Below are 16,514 nucleotides of genomic sequence, written 5' to 3' on the forward strand. Positions count from 1 at the left end.
CGGGTCTCAGCTCTGTTGCAGCGGGGTCAGCAGGCGCAGGCCGCGCTTGGCGCCGTCCACCATGTAGACGCCGCCTTCCGGCAGCAGATCGCTGCCGGCCTGCTCGACCGGGTCGGCCTCGTGCCACGGCACGCTCTGCCGCGGCCCCGGAATGAAAGCGCGCCAGCGGCCATAGCGTTCCGCCTCTGCATTGGGATCATGGTTCAGGGCGAAGTTCACCGGGATGCGAACCGTCCAGCTGTCCCGGGTGCTGTCCTCGCCGGTGGTCGGTGGCTTGAAGGTCCAGGTGCGGGCGGTGCTGACGCTGGCTCTGGCCAGGATGTCGCGCATCTTGGCCAGGGTCCGCTCGGACGCGACCACAGCCATGTTCACCTGCTCGGCGGCCACGTCGGCCACTGTTCCGTCACGCGCCACCTTGACCAGCAGCAGCACCTCACCCTGGCCACCGTTACGGTAGGCCGCCTCCGGGTAGCGCGGCGGTGTCATGTGCAGCGGGGTCACCGAACCAGTGGCCTCAGGATCGTACTCGCTGAAGTCGACACTGGTCATGCTGATTTCATAACCGCCGTCGGCCGCAGCCTTGCCGCGCAGGCGAACGCGCAAAGGGGCCCTCGTGGCCACCGCCTGGCCATCACGCAGCGTGGGCTCGAAGCGCCAGCCACCGATGGTGCCTTCGACGAAGGAGGCGATGCTCGGGGCGACCATGGCTTTCTGGTCCAGCACCAGCGAACTGACCGCGCCCTCCGGCGTGACCTCGATATGACCGGACAGCACCATGCTCATTTCCGCAGTCGCACGTACAGCGCGTGCGGTCTGCGCAGTGGCGTCACCTGCAAGCAGGGGGGCGCCGGCACCGACGGCCAGCGCGAGGGCGAGAAACAGTGGAGAACGCATCATTGCCGGATCCTTGGTGATGAACAGCGAGCGTACCTCAGTCCCAATACCCATGACAGCCGGCTCAGGCCAGCCGGTGTGCACCCGCATAGGGCGGCGTATCCGGATAGTCCCCTCGTGCGAAGCGTTCCTGCAGGCCCTGCCACCAGCCCGGGTCGAACAGGTGCCGGTAGTGCTCGCGCACGGCTGCCAGCTCCGTAGCCGGCAGGCCCATGAATGGACCGAAGCGCTCGGGAAACACATCGCGCGGGCCAACATGGAACCAGGGCTCGTCGGCCATGGCCTCCTCCGGCGTACGCGGCTGCGGCCACGCACGGAACACGCAGTCGCTGACCAGGCACAGCTCGTCATAGTCGTAGAACACGGCCCGGCCGTGCCGTGATACACCGAAGTTCTTCGGCAGCATGTCACCGGGGAAGATGTTGTTGCGCGCCATGTCGGTGATCGCCTGCGCGTAGTCGAGCACCGCTGCACGTACCGCCTCCCCGCCCTGCTCGCGCAGGTACAGGTTCAATGGACGGAAACGGCGCTGCACGTAGCACAGTGCGATCTCCACCTCATCGCCATCAGCGCGTACGCTCTGCGCGCACTGCTGCAGCAGTTCGTCCAGCAGGGCCGGCGCGAAACGCGCGCGCGGAAAGCGCAGATGACGATAGGGCTGCGCATCGAGCAGGCGGCCGACACGATCGAGATTGAACACCAGCGCGTACTTCTCTTCCACCTGCTGCCGCGACATCGCCTTGGGCCACGCGAAACGGTCGCGGATCAGCTTGAACACCAGCGGATAGCTGGGCAGGGTGAACACCGCCATGACCATGCCCGGCGTGCCTTCGGCATGCACCAGCCGCTCCTGCGGGTGCTCGTTGAAGTGGCGGAAGAACGTGCGGTAGCGCTCGGTCTTGCCCTGCTTGGCACGTCCCAGCACCGTGTAGATCTCATCGATGGGCTTGCCCGGCAGCAGGCTGCGCAGGAACACCACGGCATCGCCCACCGTACCCAGATCGGCCTGGAAGTAGCTGCGCGACACGCCAAACAGATGGGCAACATCACGGCGCCGGGTCAGCACCGCATCGGCACGCAGGCCGCGCGCGTCGTTGACCAGGGCAATCACGCAGGGTGAGAAGCGGTGCTCGCCGAATACACGTCCAACCAGGTAGGCGCGGCGCTCGCGGTAGAACACGGTGTCGAGCAGTTCGATGCTGCGTACCGGCGTGTCCCCCCAATGGGCGAGGTCGTCCTGCAGGCGCACGGCGATGGCCGCCGCGCAGCGCAGCTGGTGCGCGTACGGAATGTCGAAACGATAATCGGCCAACACGCGTTGCAGGGCCTCCACCGGCCGCGTCGGCGAGACGGCATAGGTATGGCGCGCGACGGGATGGGTGATTGCATCGGAAGGCTCGACGTCGAAAGCAATGAATTCCAGCGCCGGGTCCACGCCGCGGGTAGCGAACAGGCGCCGCGACAGCGTGTTGTAGAAGGTCTTGTACAGCTCGGCGTCGATCAGGCCCTGCAACAGCGCGCTGTAGCCAGCGTGCACCTGCAGCCACAGCGCGCGCTCGCCGATCGCGTCACCGGCGAGGCGGCGCAACGCATCCATCTGCTCGGCGATGCACAGGTCGTAGAGGGCGATGCGCTCAACCGCATCCTGTCGCGCACCGGCCCAGTCGCGCTGCTCGAAGCGCTGCCGCGCCCGCGCGGTGATCGCCGCGAAGCGGGCATGGTACTGCTCGAAACCATCGCGGATGGCACCGGCGATACGCGGCGCCAGCTGGGTAGCGATGTCAGGCTTGGACATGCATGGCTCACCCGGGAAGACCGGCTTTACCATACGCTGGCGTGGGGTTGCTTGTGTAGAGCCGAGCCCATGCTCGGCTGATCCAGGCAGAAGCAGCCGAGCATGGCTCGGCTCTACAGTAGCAAAGAGCAGTCGGGCGGGCTCGACTCTACCGAAGCCAATGGCTCAGATCGCCAGTTCGGACTCCACGTCCTGCACCTTGCGCCGGGCCAGCGCCAGGTTGGACTTGGTACGGTCCAGCACGATGTAGAAGAACAAGCCCTTCTTCTTCGCCACCGGGCGCATGATGTGGTACGCCTTGCCCAGCGAGATCAGGATGTCCTCGATGCTGTCATTGAGGTTCAGCGACGCGGCGGTCTTCATCTTGGCGCGGATCACTTCGGTGTTGCCGGCGGCGGCCACTTCCATGTCCATGCCGGCACCGGCCTCGCCCAGCAGCATGCCGCTTTCGTAGTCGACCAGCGCCACTGCCTGCGCGCCGTCGATGCCCATCAGTGCGTTCAACGATTCATTCAATCCAGCCACGTCGCACCCCTTGTCGATGTTGGTTCGAGCCCCTCGTTCCCCTGCGGCCGGGCTCACGATCCGCCGAGTTCGGCCAGGATCGCCTGGCCACATTCCCTGCTCTGCCACAGCACCTGGCCGATCACGCTGCGCTGGTCGCAGGCCGCCATCAGCAGCAGCGGTGCACGTCCCTCGGCCTGGATCGCCAGCATCAGCACCTTGCCGCCGGCCGCCTCCAGCATCAGCGTCTGCAGATCCCCCAGCAGCAGTTCGCGCCCGACCGCCGCGGCCAGCGCCAGCATCGCGCTGGTCATTGCCGCCAGCCGTTCGCCGCGCCCTTCGGCACCAGCGCTGACCAGGGCAAAGCCATCGACACTGGCCAGCACTACCGTGCGCACGCCTTCCACCCGCTGCTGCAGGTCCTGCAGCAGCGGCTGCAGGCGCGCACGCTGGCCGGCATCGGGCAGCACCGCCATCTGCCCGTCAGCCATGCGCGGCCACCAGTGCGTGCGCTTCCATTTCGCTCATCAGTACATCCATCAGCAGCAATCCCTGTTCGCGGTCGCGGGCATCCACCGCCAGCAAAGGCAGCGGTTGATCATCCAGGCTGGCGCGTGCAGCCCAGTCGTCCAGCGCAGCGTGCGGCGCCTGGTCGAGATGGGTGACCGCCACCACCAGCGCCAATGACGCTGCGAACGGCTGCAGCACCTGCAGGTAGTCCTCCAGCTCGCCGGCCAACCCGGCACGGCGCGCGTCCAGCAGCAGCACCGCACCACGTGCCCCCTGCAGCAGGATCGGCCACAGGAAATCAAAGCGCTGCTGGCCGGGTGTCCCGTAGAGCCGCAGGCGTTCGCCGTTGGGCAGGTCGATGTCTGCGTAGTCCAGCGCGACGGTGGTGGAGGCCTTGTCGGCACCGAGGCGATCACTGTTGGCCACATCGGTGTCGATCACCGCACCGGCCGCGATGCTGCGCACGAGTGTCGACTTGCCGCTGCCCATGCCACCGAGCACGACCACCTTGTGCTCACGCATTGCGCTCGCTCCCACGCAGGTGGCGCCACAGGCGGGCAAGCAGGCCGTTGTCGGTGCCATTGCCGCGTAGTGCCGTCATCGGTGCCGCCGGGGCGCTCTGCAACTGTGCGTAACCGCAGAGATAGGCGGCATGGATGAAATCGCGCACCGCCGCAGCCGGCAACTCGAGCAGCATCGCGCATTCTTCAACCGTGCACGCGCGCTTGAGCAGCAGCGAACACAGGCGGAAGCCATCGTGGTCGTGACCCAGCACGCGGAAATCCGGCCAGCGCAGCACCTTCACCGAGGCGCCACGCAGGCGTTCGTCCAGTGCCTGCCAGTGGCGACTGCGTTGCGCCCATTGCCATAGCAGCGGCCGCAGCGGCTGGCGCGGCCGCTCACCGGCCAGGGCCTGCAGGCGAGCCGGCGTGAGCGCATCCAGCTGCAGGCGTTCGAAGGCATCGGCCAAACGCTCCACCAGCGCGCTCGCGTGTTCCTGCAGCAGCACGGCCTGGTCATGCTCAAGGTCCATCAGCAGGACGGGATCACCCGCGTCACTCAGCAGTGCCTGCCCCTGGCGCAGGGGCAGCCGCTCGCGCAGCAGGCGGGTGATGGCGTGTGCACCATCGGCAAGACGGATCGGTGCGGGTGCGTGCATGGCCAGGGGCTCCACTGCCAACTGCATCCCGCGCAGGGCGCGGCCGATGGCACCGTCATCAAGTATGTCCTGATGGCCATCGCCGTCGCGCAGCTGGCCCCCCAGATCCTCGATCCAGCACTGCAGTCGCGGGCGTTGCTGGCGCATGCGCAGGGCTGCATTGCGCAGCGCCGGCGTATCGCGGATGACCAGCAGGTCGCAATCGTCCAGATCCTGGCTGCGGCGGATCTGGCCGTCCGGCAGCGCCGATGCTACGCGTAGCCGCTGCAGCAGGGCCTGTTCGCCCTGGATGTCGGTTCCCACTACCAGCACGCGTGCCATCCGTGTTCCCCGTGCGGCCACCTCCCCGGTGGCCTCGCGTCGCCAAGGCTAGGACATCGCCAGCGGCAGCCGTCGTGATCGACTGCTCAGATCGGGAGCGGTTGCAGACGGTGTCCGATCGGTTCTGCGACGGACATCGCGGGCAAGTTTCATGCCTCGTTGACGGCATTCCGACAGCCGACGGGTGTCACGGTTCTGGACGCGGGTCGAATGGGGCCGCCCAAAAAGAAACCCGCGCCGAAGCGCGGGTTCCGGGGTCACGACCGAACGGCGATGGATCAGCCGCGCAGCTGCTCCAGCGCGGCGTTGAAGGTCGCGCTCGGGCGCATCGCCTTGCTGGCCTTGGCCACGTCCGGGCGGTAGTAGCCACCGATGTCCACGGCCTTGCCCTGCACCGCGATCAGCTCTTCAACAATCTTCTGCTCGTTGTCGGTCAGTGCCTTGGCCAGCGGAGCGAAGCGCGCCTTCAGTGCAGCATCTTCGTCCTGCGCGGCCAGGGCCTGGGCCCAGTACAGCGCGATGTAGAAGTGGCTGCCACGGTTGTCGATGCCACCCAGCTTGCGCGACGGCGACTTGTCGTTGTCCAGGAACTGGCCGTTGGCTTCGTCCAGCGCCTTGGCCAGGACACGGGCGGCAGCGTTGTCGTAGCGGTTGCCCAGGTGTTCCAGCGAGGCGGCCAGGGCCAGGAACTCACCCAGCGAATCCCAGCGCAGGTAGTCCTCTTCGACGAACTGCTGCACGTGCTTCGGCGCCGAACCACCGGCACCGGTCTCGAACAGGCCACCACCGGCCATCAGCGGCACGATCGACAGCATCTTGGCGCTGGTGCCCAGCTCCATGATCGGGAACAGGTCGGTGAGGTAGTCGCGCAGCACGTTGCCGGTCACCGAGATGGTGTCCTCGCCCTTGCGGATGCGGTCCAGCGAGAACGCGGTGGCTTCCACCGGCGGCAGGATGCGGATGTCCAGGCCGTTGGTGTCGTGGTCCTTCAGATACTGCTCGACCTTGGCGATGACCTGCGCGTCGTGGGCGCGGGCGGCATCCAGCCAGAACACGGCCGGGGTGCTGCTCAGGCGGGCGCGCTCGACGGCCAGCTTGACCCAGTCCTGGATCGGCGCGTCCTTGGTCTGGCACATGCGCCAGATGTCACCGGCTTCCACAGCGTGCTCGAACACCACGGTGCCAGCGTCGTCGGTGACCTTGACCACGCCATCGGCGGCGATCTGGAAGGTCTTGTCGTGCGAGCCGTACTCTTCGGCCTTCTGCGCCATCAGGCCGACGTTCGGCACCGAGCCCATGGTGGCCGGGTCGAAGGCCCCGTGCGCCTTGCAGTCGTCGATGACGGCCTGGTACACGCCGGCATAGCAGCGGTCCGGAATGACGGCCTTGGTGTCCTGCAGCTTGCCTTCGGCATTCCACATCTTGCCGGAGTCGCGGATCATCGCCGGCATCGAGGCGTCGACGATCACGTCGCTCGGCACGTGCAGGTTGGTGATGCCCTTGTCCGAGTTGACCATGGCCACGCCCGGACGCTGTGCGTACTCGGCAGCCAGGTCGGCTTCGATCGCAGCGCGGGTGGCTTCGGGCAGCGACGGCAGGCGCGCAGCCAGGTCACCGATGCCATTGTTGGCATCGAAACCGGCCTGCTTCAGCACGTCGGCATGCTTGGCCAGCACGTCCTTGTAGAACTCGTTGACCGCCACGCCGAACATGATCGGGTCGGAGACCTTCATCATGGTCGCCTTCAGGTGCAGCGAGAACAGCACGCCCTGGGCCTTGGCATCGGCGATCTGCTCAGCGATGAACGCGGCCAGCGCCTTGCGGCTCATCACCGCGGCATCAACGATCTCGCCGGCCTTGACCGCGGTCTTTTCCTTCAGCACGACGGTGCTGCCGTCCTTGCCGTGGAAAGTGATCTTCAGCGCACCGGCGTTGGCCAGGGTGGCCGACTTCTCGCTGCCGTAGAAATCACCGGCGGCCATGTGCGCGACGTGCGACTTCGAATCCGACGCCCAGGCGCCCATGCGGTGCGGATGCTTGCGCGCGTAGTTCTTCACCGACAGCGGTGCGCGGCGGTCGGAGTTGCCTTCGCGCAGCACCGGGTTCACCGCACTGCCCTTGACCTTGTCGTAGCGCGCCTTGTAGTCGCGCTGCTGGTCGTCGGCCGGGGTTTCCGGGTAATCCGGCAGCGGATAGCCCTGGTCCTGCAGTTCCTTGATGGCCGCCTTCAGCTGCGGCACCGAGGCGGAGATGTTCGGCAGCTTGATGATGTTGGCGTCCGGGGTGGTCGCCAGCTGGCCCAGCTCGGCCAGGTCGTCGCTGACCTTCTGCGCGTCACTGAGCAGTTCCGGGAACTGCGACAGGATGCGGCCGGACAGCGAGATATCACGGGTTTCCACCACGATGCCGGCCGTGCCGGTGTAGGCGTCAACGATCGGCAGCAGCGACTGGGTGGCCAGGAACGGGGCTTCGTCGGTCAGCGTGTAGAGGATTTTGGACATGGGGGACTTGGACTCTGTAGCAATGCTCAGGGGAAGGCCGGCGCCAGCGCCGGGCCACGTGCAACCGTGTCGCGCGCGAGGCGGGGCCCCACGCTTTCCCCCGTCGCCGTCAGGGTGGGCGCGCGGCGGGGAAACCCCTGCATTGTCGCGTTTTCAGCCGCGCGGGGCAAAGCCACGCCATACGCGGTGGTACTGCATGCCGGCAACGCTGTGATCCATCCGCACACCGTGTGGGTGAAGCGCGGCCCGCTTGTCAGTAGATCCACGCCATGCGTGGATGGGGCCAACCGTCGCCCAATAAAAAAGGACGCAGCCTCGCGGCTGCGTCCATCGTGAGCCCTGCCGGGAGAGAGTCGGCTGGACTTACTTGACCTCGAACTCCTGCGGCGTTCCGGCCGCCTTGCCATCGACGGTGACTTCGGCGCGGTACTTGCCGGCCGGCCAGCCCTTTGCATTCTTGAAGGTGACGTTGGTGGTTTCCGCACCGCTGGTGTTCAGCGTGGCATTCTGTTCGCCGGCCACCTGGCCGTCCTGGTAGGTCAGCTTCGCGCCAACGGTGACGTTGTTGGCGGCACCGTCGGTCTTGACCGAGACGATGATGTCGTCCTTCGGCGCGAACAGAGCCGTCGTCGCAACCGACTTGTCGGCGGCTGCGGTCTTGCCGACCGTGACCGCCGAGACGCTGACAGCAGCGGCTTCGGCCATCGGCGGCGGCGCGCCGGTCATCGGGGCCGGTGCTGCCGGTTCGGCCGGAGCAGTCGCTGCCGGAGCGGCATTGTTGTCGGTCGACTCTTCTTTCTTCTTGCAACCGACCAAGGCGACGCTGCCCAGCAGGGCGGCGATCAGGGCGGTCTGGAGCGGGGCGGTCTTGATCATTCGGGGTTCCTCCCAGGGATTGTCGGACGGCGTTCTGGCCGGCTTACTTCGGCGGCAATTTCAGGGTCTGGCCCGGGAAGATCTTGTCCGGGTCATCAAGCACATCGCGGTTGGCTTCGAAGATCTTCTTCCAGGCATTGGCGTCGCCCAGATGCTGCTTGGCGATCTTCGACAGCGAGTCACCCTTCTGCACGGTATAGGTGCCGCCGCTGACAACGTCTGCGGTGCTGTCCACCGAGGCGCTGACGCCGGAGAAGTCCGCCTTCGGCACCTGCTCGGCGGTACTGTCGACGCTGCCACTGACGCCGGAGAAATCGGCTTTCTTCTCGGTACTCATCCACAACTCCCGTCTGCATGACTACGTGGTTCGCACGGTGCCATGGAGGTTGTTAAATGGGGATGGTGCAGATGTGAAGCCGCCCCCGGGGGCGGCTGAACAATCGGGAGAGAAGGTGTCCGGTCGTGCCGGCCGCTGGCCGGCTTGCCCTGGACACCGGTTCCACGTGGTTGCCGGCCAGCGGCCGGCACGACCGGTAACCGCCTGCTGGGTTACTGCCGCAGTTCGCGGTAGGTCGCAGCCGGGGCGGCGATGCCGGGACTGGCGCGCCAGGGATTGATGTCCAGGCCACCACGGCGGGTATAGCGGGCCTCCACTTCCAGCCACTGCGGCTGGCAGCGCGAAGTCACCTCGCTGAAGATCCGCTCAACGCACTGCTCGTGGAACTCGGCGTGCTCGCGGTAGCTGACCAGATAGCGCAGCAGGCCAGCACGATCGATCTTCGGCCCGCGGTAACGCAGGCTGACCGTGGCCCAGTCCGGCTGGCCGGTGACCGGGCAGTTGGACTTCAGCAGCGACGAGACCAGGGTCTCTTCCACCACCTCACCCGCATCGGCGGCGAGGAAGTCCGCCTGCGGCGGACCGTAGCAGTCGATCTCCACGTCCAATCCGTCGATGGATTCGCCGAGCGGCGTCTCGCGCAGACCCGGCAGGCCGAACTCGACCTGGACCGGCGCACCGGCGCAGGCCGACAGATCCGCCACCAGGCGCTCGCGCAGTGCCTCGGCGCTGTCGATGCGGGTGCTGTTGAGGGAGTTGAGGTACAGCTTGAACGACTTCGATTCGATCAGCCGCGGCGAGGTGCACGGCACCTGCACGGTGGCCACGGCCACCTGCGGCTTGCCACGCGGGTCGAGCCAGCTCAGCTCGAAGGCGTGCCAGCGGTCGTGGCCGACGAACGGCAGCGCGGCGTCATCGAGGCCGATCTCGGCGCGGGCGCCGCTGCGGGGGATGGGGAACAGCAGGCCGGGATCGTACTGCGACGGGTAACTGACCTCGCGACCGAGGCTGGAATCCTGTGGGGTGTTCATGGGCGTCATTGTATCGCGCGGACGGCGGGCCTTCGGCCGGGCCGGCCAACGGCGGAGCCCCTCCGTGGTGGTTCAGGGCAGGTTCTCGGGGTCGGCCGGGAGGGGGGGGGGCTGGGGGCCGCTGCAAGTACGTCCATGTAAGCTCGGTCGCCGCATCCATGCGGCTCACGCCCCCAGCCCCCCCCCTCCCGGCCACGGACAGTTTCCTGCGCCACCACGGGAAGGATCAGAAAAATCAACATCAAAAGCCGATCCTTCAGACGTTCATGACGTCCGCCGTGTCGACCAAGGTCGACACCTACCAAAGCAGAATGTCGTTCTGACAGCAGCAGGAAACTGTCGAAGGCGGGGTGGGTCCGGTTGAGGGGGTGTCCGCGGCATGGATGCCGCGGCCAAGCCCCCAGGGACGGGTTTACGGCGTCCCCCTCAACCGGACCCACCCCGCCATCCCACGGAATGCACGCTTTTGACGTTGACGTTGATTTGAGCGGGTGCAGGGCTGCAAGCCCTGCCGGAAACCCTCACCCCGCCGGAGTGCCGGTACCGTGCAGGTAATCCAGGCTCACCTGCAGCAACGCGCGCAATCCCACATCCAGCGCCTTCTCATCCAGCAGGAACTTCGGAGAATGATTGGCCGGTGCCGTCGCCGGGTCGATGCCCACGCTGGTGGAACCCACGAAGAAGAACATGCCCGGCACTTCCTTCGCGTACAGCGAGAAATCCTCCGCACCCATCTGCAGCGGCGGCTCGTACACGTTGTCCTTGCCCACCACCGCCTGCAGGCTCGGCAGCATCTTCGCGGTCAGTGCCGGGTCGTTCACCGTGGCCGGGTTGCCATCGGCCTCGTAGATCTCGGTCACCGCCTTGGCGCCATGCGCGGCGGCGGTGTGCTCGGCCACGTTGCGCAGGTCGGCAAAGATCTGCTGGCGCATGCCTTCGTCGAAGGTGCGGATGGTGCCAACCATCTCCACTTCATCGGGAATGATGTTGTAGCGGATGCCGCCGTTGATCGCGCCAAAGGTCAGTACCGCCGGCTGCTTGGACAGGTTGGCGCGGCGGCTGACGATGGTCTGCGCGGTACCGACCAGATCGGCGGTGGCGACGATCGGGTCAATGCCGTTCCACGGTGCCGAGCCATGCGTCTGGCGACCGGTCACCTTGATCCCGAAGCGGTCCGACGCTGCCATCAGCGGGCCACCGCGCACCGCGATCTGTCCGGCCTGCACACTGGAGAACACGTGCAGGCCGAATACCGCCTCCGGCTTGAAGTCGGCGAACAGGCCTTCCTTCAGCATCAGCGCGGCACCGCCCTCTTCCGGCGGCGGTGCGCCTTCCTCGGCCGGCTGGAAGATCAGCATCACCTGGCCCGGCAGGTCCTTCTTCATCGCGACCAATGCTTCGGCCACGCCCAGCAGGGTGGCGGTGTGCGCGTCATGGCCGCAGGCATGCATCACGCCCACGGTCTGCCCGCGGTACTGGTCGGTGGCCTTGGAGGCGAACGGCAAGCCCGTCTGCTCGGTCACCGGCAGCGCGTCCATGTCCGCGCGCAACGCGATCTTCGGGCCGGGCTTGCCGCCTTCGATGATCGCCACCACGCCGTGGTGGGCGATGCCGGTCTTCGGCTTCAGGCCCATCGCACGCAGGCGCTTGGCGACCTCGGCCGAGGTTCGCACCTCGCGGTTGGACAGCTCCGGGTGCTGATGGAAGTCACGGCGCCATTCGACCACCTTGGCCTGCAGGCGCTGGGCGGCGGCGGTCACTTCGGGGCGTTGCCCGTCCTGGGCATGAGCAAGGGCCGGCAGGGCCAGCAGCAGGGCGGACAGCAGCAGCGAACGGCGCATCGCAATCTCCACGGCAAAGGGGGTTCCAGCTGAATGTAGGGCAACGCCGCCGCCACGGGAACCTCCGCGGCCAGATCCGGTCATAGCGCCCGTCCCATCCGTCATGCAGGAAACGTGATGTGGCGCAGGTATGCTTTGCGCATTGCCAACCGGGGCCGCGCCCCGTCCAGCCCTCTTGGAGTCCTTGAATGTCACGTGTTTGGAAGATCGTGCTGCTGGTCGTGGCGGTACTGGTGCTGGCCGTGGTCGGCCTTCGCGTACTCGGCGGGGGCAAGGACAAGGCCGGTGGCCCTGCGGCAGCTGCGCGTCAGGGCGGCGAAGACCCGGATGCCGGCCCGGTGCCGGTCACCGTGGTGGATGCGGCGCGCCAGGACGTGCCGGTCTATGCCAGCGCGCTGGGTACGGTGACGGCAATGAACACCGTCACCGTCAGCCCGCAGGTGGGCGGACAGCTGATGAGCCTGAACTTCCGCGAAGGCCAGGAAGTGAAGAAGGGCGATGTGCTGGCGGTGATCGACCCGCGCACCGCCCAGGCCAGCTATGACCAGGCGGTGGCATCCAAGCGCCAGAACGAGGCGCTGCTGGCCACCGCGCGTTCCAACTACCAGCGCTCGAACGCGCCGGAGTATCGCCAGTTCGTCGCCAAGACCGATCTGGATACACAGCGAAACCAAGTGGCACAGTACGAAAGCGCAGTCGCGGCGAACGAGGCCAGCATGCGCTCGGCGCAGGTGCAGCTGCAGTACACCAAGGTCACCGCGCCGATCACCGGCATCGCCGGCATCCGCGCGGTCGACGCCGGCAACGTGGTCAACGCCGGCACCGCGCTGGTCACCCTGACCCAGATCCATCCGATCCACGTGCTGTTCAACCTGCCCGAGCGCCAGCTCGGCGATGTGCGCCAGGCGCAGGCCGCCGGTGCGGTGCCGGTGGCAGCGCTGGACCGCGCCGATTCGCACGTGCTGTCCGGTGACGGCAAGCTGGACGTGGTCGACAACCTGATCAGTGCCGACAGCGGCACGTTCAAGGCACGCGCGATCTTCGACAACACCGACAACGGCCTGTGGCCGGGCCAGTTCGTCAACGTGCGCATGCAGCTGCGCACGATTGCCGGCGGCGTGGTCATTCCGACCCAGGCGGTGCTGCGCGGGCCGGATGGCGAGTACGTCTATGTCGTGCAGGGCGACAACACGGTGAAGATGCAGACCGTGCGCAGCGGCGTGGAAGTAGGCGACAGCCAGGTGCAGATCGCCGAAGGCCTGAAGGGCGGCGAGCGCGTGGTCAGCGAAGGCCAGTTCCGCCTGAAGCCGGGCAGCAAGGTCACCGCGCTGAAGCCGGGCGAGACCCCGGTCGCACCGACCGAGGCCGAACTGAAGGCGGCCGAGCAGAAGAACGGTGGCGGCAGTGGCCGTCGCGGTGGTGGCCCGCGCTGAGCGCAGGCCACAGTTCTCCCTCGCGCCGGCACACCTGCCGGCGCCGACATTGAAGTGCCAGCAAGGATCAGTCCGTGGGCTTTTCGACGATCTTCATCCGCCGCCCCATCGCCACCTCGCTGTTGATGGCGGGCCTGTTGCTGCTGGGCATCCTCGGTTACCGCAAGCTGCCGGTGTCGGCGCTGCCGGAAATCGATGCGCCCAGCCTGGTGGTCACCACCCAGTACCCTGGCGCCAACGCCACCACCATGGCCTCGCTGGTCACCACGCCGCTGGAGCGCCAGTTCGGTCAGATCTCCGGGCTGGAGCTGATGACCTCCGACTCGTCGGCCGGGTTGTCCACGATCATCCTGCAGTTCTCGATGGACCGGAACATCGACATCGCCGCGCAGGACGTACAGGCGGCGATACGCCAGGCCACCCTGCCCTCGTCGCTGCCCTACCAGCCGGTCTACAACCGGGTGAACCCGGCCGACGCGGCCATCGTCACCCTCAAGCTGACCTCCGATACGCGGCCGCTGCGCGACGTCAACAACTACGCCGACTCGATCCTCGCCCAGCGCCTGTCGCAGGTACAGGGCGTGGGCCTGGTCTCGATCGCCGGCAACGTGCGTCCGGCCGTGCGCATCCAGGTCAATCCGGCGCAGCTGTCGAACATGGGCCTGACCCTGGAAGAGCTGCGCAGCGCGCTGACCCAGGCCAACGTCAATGCACCCAAGGGTTCACTGAACGGCAAGACCCAGTCCTACAGCATCGGTACCAACGACCAGCTCACCAGTGCCGCCGAGTACCGCGACACCATCATCAGCTACAAGAACGGCCGTCCGGTGCGTTTGTCCGACGTGGCCGAAGTGGTTGATGGCGTGGAGAACGACCAGCTGGCCGCTTGGGCCGATGGCAAGCCGGCGGTGCTGCTGGAAGTGCGGCGCCAGCCCGGCGCCAACATCGTGCAGACCGTCGAGCGCATCCGCGCGATCCTGCCGCAGCTGCAGGGCGTGCTGCCAGCCGACGTGCACCTGGAGATCTTCAACGACCGTACCGAGACCATCCGCGCCTCGGTGCATGAAGTGCAGTTCACCCTGATCCTCACCATCGGCCTGGTGGTCGCAGTGATCTTCGTGTTCCTGCGCCGACTGTGGGCCACGATCATTCCCTCGGTGGCCGTGCCACTGTCATTGGCGGGCACTTTCGCGGTGATGGCCTTCACCGGCATGTCGCTGGACAACCTCTCGCTGATGGCGCTGGTGGTGGCCACCGGCTTCGTGGTCGACGATGCGATCGTGATGATCGAGAACATCGTGCGTTACATCGAGCAGGGCAAGAGTGGCAAGGAAGCGGCCGAGATCGGTGCGCGCCAGATCGGCTTCACCGTGCTGTCGCTGACGGTCTCGCTGGTGGCGGTGTTCCTGCCGCTGTTGCTGATGCCCGGCGTCACCGGCCGCCTGTTCCATGAGTTCGCGTGGGTGCTGAGCATCGCCGTCGTGCTGTCGATGCTGATCTCGCTGACGCTGACCCCGATGATGTGCGCCTACCTGCTCAAGCCCGACGCCCTGCCCGAGGGCGAGGACGCGCATGAGCGTGCGGCGGCGGCCGGCACGCAGAACCTGTGGACGCGCACCGTCGGCCTGTACGAGCGCAGCCTGGACTGGGTGCTGGGCCACCAGCGCCTGACCCTGGCCGTGGCCGGCGGCGCACTGGTGCTGACCGTGCTGCTGTACGTGCTGATTCCCAAGGGCCTGCTGCCCGAACAGGACACCGGCCTGATCACCGGCGTGGTGCAGGCCGACCAGAACATCGCCTTCCCGCAGATGGAGCAGCGCACCAGGCAGGTCGCCGAAGCGCTGCGCCAGGATCCGGATGTGACCGGCGTGTCGGCCTTCATTGGCGCGGGCAGCATGAATCCCACGCTCAACCAGGGCCAGCTGTCGATCGTGCTGAAGGAACGCGGCGAGCGCGATGGCCTGGATGAGATCCTGCCGCGCCTGCAGAAGGCGGTGGCCGGTATTCCGGGCGTGGCGCTGTACCTGAAGCCGGTACAGGACGTAACCCTGGACACCCGCGTGGCCGCCACCGAGTACCAGTACTCGTTGTCGGACGTCGATCCGGCGACGGTGGCCACCCAGGCCACGCGCCTGACCGAAGCGCTGCGCAAGCGCCCGGAACTGGCTGACGTCGACAACAACCTGTCCAATCAGGGCCGCGCCCTCGAGCTGAACATCGACCGCGACAAGGCCAGCGTGCTGGGCGTGCCGATGCAGACCATCGACGACACGCTCTACGATGCGTTCGGCCAGCGCCAGATCTCGACCATCTTCACCGAACTCAACCAGTATCGGGTTGTACTGGAAGTGGCGCCGGAGTTCCGCACCAGCACCGCGCTGATGGAACAGCTGGCCGTTGCCTCCAATGGTGCCGGTGCGCTGACCGGCACCAATGCCACCAGCTTCGGCCAGGTCACCTCGTCGAATTCATCGACGGCTACCGGCATCGGCGCGCAGAACACCGGCATCACCGTCGGCGCCGGCAGCATCATTCCGCTCTCGGCACTGGCCGAAGGCAAGGTCAGCAGTGCGCCGCTGGTGGTCAGCCACCAGCAGCAGCTGCCAGCGGTGACGGTCTCGTTCAACGTGGCGCCGGGCTATTCGCTGTCCGACGCCGTGCGTGCGATCCAGGAGACCAAGGACAGCCTGGACATGCCGGCACACCTGCATGCCGAATTCATCGGCAAGGCCGCCGAATTCACCGGCAGCCAGACCGATGTGGTGTGGCTGCTGCTGGCCTCGCTGGTGGTGATCTACATCGTGCTGGGCGTGCTCTACGAGAGCTACATCCACCCGATCACGATCATCTCCACGCTGCCGCCGGCCGGTGTCGGCGCGCTGCTGGCGCTGATGCTGTGCGGGCTGAGCCTGTCGGTGGATGGCATCGTCGGCATCGTGCTGCTGATCGGCATCGTCAAGAAGAACGGCATCATGATGGTGGACTTCGCGATCGAGGCGCGCCGCGCCGGTGCCAATGCGCATGAAGCGATCCGCCGGGCCTGCCTGCTGCGCTTCCGTCCGATCATGATGACCACCGCCGCGGCAATGCTCGGCGCGCTGCCGCTGGCGCTGGGCACCGGCATCGGCTCGGAGCTGCGCCGCCCGCTGGGCATCGCCATCGTCGGCGGCCTGCTGCTGTCGCAGCTGGTGACCCTGTACACCACGCCGGTGATCTACCTGTACATGGAGCGCTTCTCCGAATGGCTTGCCCGCCGCCGCGAGCAGCGCGCACTGCGCGACGGATCGCTGCAGGAGCCGCAGGCATGATCCA

At 66.9% G+C, this 16,514-nt stretch carries 13 protein-coding genes; 2 read left to right on the forward strand and 11 right to left on the reverse strand.

Going from position 1 to position 16,514, the window contains the following annotated elements; translation table 11 throughout:
- Positions 1-6 precede the first annotated feature (6 nt).
- The 11 genes from GOC52_RS18660 to GOC52_RS18710 form a co-directional block, all read right to left on the reverse strand.
- Entirely contained in the window at positions 7-897 is an 891-nt protein-coding gene (locus GOC52_RS18660; RefSeq protein ID WP_029379722.1) for an energy transducer TonB, read from the reverse strand.
- A gap of 61 nt (positions 898-958) precedes the next feature.
- Positions 959-2,689 (reverse strand): bifunctional isocitrate dehydrogenase kinase/phosphatase, encoded by a 1,731-nt coding sequence (aceK, locus tag GOC52_RS18665; protein WP_191850114.1) that lies wholly within the window; start codon positions 2,687-2,689, stop codon positions 959-961.
- 165 nt (positions 2,690-2,854) lie between these two features.
- A complete protein-coding gene (locus GOC52_RS18670; protein WP_043397376.1) occupies positions 2,855-3,214 on the reverse strand; it encodes a hypothetical protein in 360 nt (119 codons plus the stop codon).
- Positions 3,215-3,267: 53 nt separating this feature from the next.
- Positions 3,268-3,684 (reverse strand): roadblock/LC7 domain-containing protein, encoded by a 417-nt coding sequence (locus tag GOC52_RS18675; RefSeq protein ID WP_057502417.1) that lies wholly within the window; start codon positions 3,682-3,684, stop codon positions 3,268-3,270.
- Positions 3,677-4,225, reverse strand: coding sequence for a GTP-binding protein (locus GOC52_RS18680; RefSeq protein ID WP_010481027.1), 549 nt, complete (start codon positions 4,223-4,225; stop codon positions 3,677-3,679). The genes GOC52_RS18675 and GOC52_RS18680 overlap by 8 nt, the downstream gene beginning before the upstream one ends.
- Positions 4,218-5,183, reverse strand: a complete 966-nt coding sequence (locus tag GOC52_RS18685) for a hypothetical protein (RefSeq protein ID WP_191850116.1) — start codon at positions 5,181-5,183, stop codon at positions 4,218-4,220. The genes GOC52_RS18680 and GOC52_RS18685 overlap by 8 nt, the downstream gene beginning before the upstream one ends.
- Positions 5,184-5,461: 278 nt before the next feature.
- Positions 5,462-7,684, reverse strand: a complete 2,223-nt coding sequence (locus tag GOC52_RS18690; protein ID WP_191850118.1) for an NADP-dependent isocitrate dehydrogenase — start codon at positions 7,682-7,684, stop codon at positions 5,462-5,464.
- 363 nt (positions 7,685-8,047) lie between these two features.
- On the reverse strand, positions 8,048-8,560 hold the full coding sequence (locus GOC52_RS18695) for a hypothetical protein (protein ID WP_126560168.1): 513 nt from the start codon (positions 8,558-8,560) through the stop codon (positions 8,048-8,050).
- Positions 8,561-8,603: 43 nt separating this feature from the next.
- On the reverse strand, positions 8,604-8,897 hold the full coding sequence (locus tag GOC52_RS18700) for a LysM peptidoglycan-binding domain-containing protein (RefSeq protein ID WP_005419771.1): 294 nt from the start codon (positions 8,895-8,897) through the stop codon (positions 8,604-8,606).
- A 212-nt stretch (positions 8,898-9,109) separates the two neighbouring features.
- Complete coding sequence (gene queF / locus GOC52_RS18705; protein ID WP_010481022.1) at positions 9,110-9,928, reverse strand: NADPH-dependent 7-cyano-7-deazaguanine reductase QueF; 819 nt, start codon at positions 9,926-9,928, stop codon at positions 9,110-9,112.
- Positions 9,929-10,449: 521 nt separating this feature from the next.
- On the reverse strand, positions 10,450-11,769 hold the full coding sequence (locus GOC52_RS18710) for a M20 family metallopeptidase (RefSeq protein WP_043397353.1): 1,320 nt from the start codon (positions 11,767-11,769) through the stop codon (positions 10,450-10,452).
- 188 nt (positions 11,770-11,957) lie between these two features.
- Here GOC52_RS18710 and GOC52_RS18715 point away from each other — a divergent pair, with 188 nt between their 5' ends.
- Both GOC52_RS18715 and GOC52_RS18720 read left to right on the forward strand, forming a co-directional pair.
- The gene (locus GOC52_RS18715; RefSeq protein WP_049453003.1) at positions 11,958-13,202 is read left to right on the forward strand and encodes an efflux RND transporter periplasmic adaptor subunit; all 1,245 of its coding nucleotides are present in this window, start codon (positions 11,958-11,960) and stop codon (positions 13,200-13,202) included.
- Positions 13,203-13,276: 74 nt separating this feature from the next.
- Positions 13,277-16,510 (forward strand): efflux RND transporter permease subunit, encoded by a 3,234-nt coding sequence (locus GOC52_RS18720; protein ID WP_019336709.1) that lies wholly within the window; start codon positions 13,277-13,279, stop codon positions 16,508-16,510.
- Positions 16,511-16,514: the final 4 nt, after the last annotated feature.

This window comes from Stenotrophomonas sp. SXG-1, from assembly GCF_014083965.1.
In the GTDB taxonomy this organism is placed as follows: domain Bacteria; phylum Pseudomonadota; class Gammaproteobacteria; order Xanthomonadales; family Xanthomonadaceae; genus Stenotrophomonas; species Stenotrophomonas geniculata.

What these genes read in the sequence shown, in the direction of transcription:
- GOC52_RS18675 (WP_057502417.1), bottom strand. Translation starts at nt 3,684, where the DNA reads ATGGCTGACGGGCAGATGGCGGTGCTGCCCGATGCCGGCCAGCGTGCG.
- GOC52_RS18695 (WP_126560168.1), bottom strand. Translation starts at nt 8,560, where the DNA reads ATGATCAAGACCGCCCCGCTCCAGACCGCCCTGATCGCCGCCCTGCTG.
- GOC52_RS18680 (WP_010481027.1), bottom strand. Translation starts at nt 4,225, where the DNA reads ATGCGTGAGCACAAGGTGGTCGTGCTCGGTGGCATGGGCAGCGGCAAG.
- aceK (WP_191850114.1), bottom strand. Translation starts at nt 2,689, where the DNA reads ATGTCCAAGCCTGACATCGCTACCCAGCTGGCGCCGCGTATCGCCGGT.
- GOC52_RS18715 (WP_049453003.1), top strand. Translation starts at nt 11,958, where the DNA reads ATGTCACGTGTTTGGAAGATCGTGCTGCTGGTCGTGGCGGTACTGGTG.
- GOC52_RS18690 (WP_191850118.1), bottom strand. Translation starts at nt 7,684, where the DNA reads ATGTCCAAAATCCTCTACACGCTGACCGACGAAGCCCCGTTCCTGGCC.
- GOC52_RS18710 (WP_043397353.1), bottom strand. Translation starts at nt 11,769, where the DNA reads ATGCGCCGTTCGCTGCTGCTGTCCGCCCTGCTGCTGGCCCTGCCGGCC.
- GOC52_RS18660 (WP_029379722.1), bottom strand. Translation starts at nt 897, where the DNA reads ATGATGCGTTCTCCACTGTTTCTCGCCCTCGCGCTGGCCGTCGGTGCC.
- GOC52_RS18700 (WP_005419771.1), bottom strand. Translation starts at nt 8,897, where the DNA reads ATGAGTACCGAGAAGAAAGCCGATTTCTCCGGCGTCAGTGGCAGCGTC.
- GOC52_RS18685 (WP_191850116.1), bottom strand. Translation starts at nt 5,183, where the DNA reads ATGGCACGCGTGCTGGTAGTGGGAACCGACATCCAGGGCGAACAGGCC.
- queF (WP_010481022.1), bottom strand. Translation starts at nt 9,928, where the DNA reads ATGAACACCCCACAGGATTCCAGCCTCGGTCGCGAGGTCAGTTACCCG.